Source organism: Mesorhizobium sp. M7A.F.Ca.ET.027.03.2.1 (genome assembly GCF_003999175.1).
Taxonomy (GTDB): Bacteria; Pseudomonadota; Alphaproteobacteria; order Rhizobiales; family Rhizobiaceae; genus Mesorhizobium.
In genome coordinates this window covers 1-1,960 of record NZ_RZOM01001121.1, presented here as the reverse complement: position 1 = coordinate 1,960, position 1,960 = coordinate 1, and the positions used below count along the sequence as shown (strand labels likewise).

Genomic DNA, 1,960 nt, shown 5'->3' with positions numbered 1-1,960 from the left:
AACGACTGGCGGGCGATCGAGGCCGGCGCCCACGCCTGGGCGGCGCGCGGCGGCCGTTATACGTCGTTGAGCCGCTGGGAGATCGACGCCGCCGGAAACCTCGTGGGGACGCTGGAAATGCCGATGGCGCTGGGCATGGTCGGCGGCGCCACCAAGACGCACCCGGCCGCGCGCGCAGCGCTGAAACTCCTCGGCGTGACCACGGCGCAAGAGCTTGCCGAGGTCACCGTCGCGGTCGGGCTGGCGCAGAACATGGCGGCGCTCAGGGCGCTGGCAACCGAAGGCATCCAGCGTGGACACATGGCGCTGCATGCCCGCAACATAGCCATCGTGGCGGGCGCGAGCGGCGCGAATATCGATGCGGTGGCAAAGGAACTTGCGGCGGATCACGATGTGCGCGTCGATCGCGCCAGGGAAATCCTGCTCAGACTGGGCAAAGAGGAGGCCTGAGCGGTGAGCGAGGCAGCCGCACGCGGAAATCAGGCTCGGCTTTCCAGCCTGCTCAAAAGCCAGGAAGGCATCGTGCTGGTGCTGGCGGTGCTGGCCTTCGTGCTGTTCTCGTTGCTGCTGCCGTCCTTCTTCAGCCCCGGCAACATCCTAGCCCTGATCAGAAGCGTCTCGATTCTCGGCATCCTGGCGCTGGGAATGGCGCTGGTCGTCATCGCCAGGGGCATCGATGTCTCGATGATCGCAACGATGGTGGTGTCGGTGTCCTGGGCCTTCGTGATCGCCCGCTCGGGCTATTCGCTGGAATTCGCGCTGCTGATCGGCGCGCTGTTCGCGGTGGTCGCCGGCGTGCTGATCGGGATGCTGATCGCTTTCGGCGAGGTCGCGCCGATCTTCGCGACGCTTGCCGCCGGCTCCGTCATCTACGGCCTTGGCCGAACCTTCTTCTTCACGCTGGAGATGCAGAATGTGCCGCCAGGCGCCGAATGGTTCTCGCTGATCGGGCAGGGCCGCATCCTCGGCGTCCCGGTGACGGTGGTGGTCTTTGCCATGCTTTGCCTGGCGCTGCATCTGGTGCTCAGCCGCACGCGGTTCGGCTGGCAGACCTATGCCATGGGCAACAATCCGGGCGCCGCCAGGATCACCGGCATTTCCAACCGGCCGATGATCGTCGCGCAATATGCGATCAGCGCGCTGATCGCCTACGGCGCCGGGCTGGTGCTTGCCTCGTCGGCGTCGGCGATCAACGCCCGGCTTTTCAATTCGACGATGATCTACGACATCCTTCTGGTCGTCGTGTTGGGCGGCATCGGCCTGAATGGCGGCCACGGCAAGGTTCGCAACGTCATTCTGGGCACGATCTTCGTCGGCATCCTGCTCAACGGCATGACGATCATGAACATCGCCTACACGATCCAGAACCTGGTCAAGGGCGTGGTCCTGCTTCTGGCCATCGTCATCGACTCGCTCGTCAACCCACGCGACGAGCAGACGTCCCAGCAAGGGGATCTCTGACACCAATTTCAACGCCAAAATGCAATGGGAGGAAACCATGCGACTTCTGAAAACGACAAAGTGGCTGGCCGCGGCCTGCATCGCGCTTGCCGGTATCGTCACCGCCAGCGCCCAGGACAAGGGCCTGGAAAATCCGCGCTCGACGACGTTCCACAAGACGCTGGAAGGCAAGAAGGTCGTCTTCCTGCCGCTGTCGATGGGTTTCGACCTGACCGAAGGCTGGGCGGCGGTGATGCGCCAGCAGGCCAAGCGCCTCAAGTATGATTTCGAGATCCGCGACCCCGCCTGGAGCACCGACGCGGGAACCCGCGCGCTGCAGTCGCTGATCAGCGAGAAGCCGGACCTGATCGTCGCGCACAATCCCGACATCCAGTCCTACGCCCGGTTGCTGGCTCAGGCGCAGGCCGCCGGCATCAAAGTTGTGCAGATCAACCTGGAATCGAACACCCAGACCGATTCGTATGTCGGCGCCGACTGGACCGAGATCGGCGAACAGGCG

The 1,960-nt window shown here is 64.3% G+C and carries 2 protein-coding genes and 1 pseudogene; all 3 read left to right on the top strand.

Annotation, left to right across the window (positions count from 1 at the left end):
- A pseudogene (locus tag EN750_RS31935) lies at positions 1–450 on the top strand (3-hydroxy-3-methylglutaryl-CoA reductase); the annotation flags it as partial.
- 3 nt (positions 451–453) lie between these two features.
- Positions 454–1,461, top strand: a complete 1,008-nt coding sequence (locus EN750_RS31930) for an ABC transporter permease (RefSeq protein WP_127270346.1) — start codon at positions 454–456, stop codon at positions 1,459–1,461.
- Positions 1,462–1,498: 37 nt separating this feature from the next.
- On the top strand, positions 1,499–1,960 hold a 462-nt coding region (locus tag EN750_RS31925; protein ID WP_189526604.1), incomplete at its 3' end, for a substrate-binding domain-containing protein.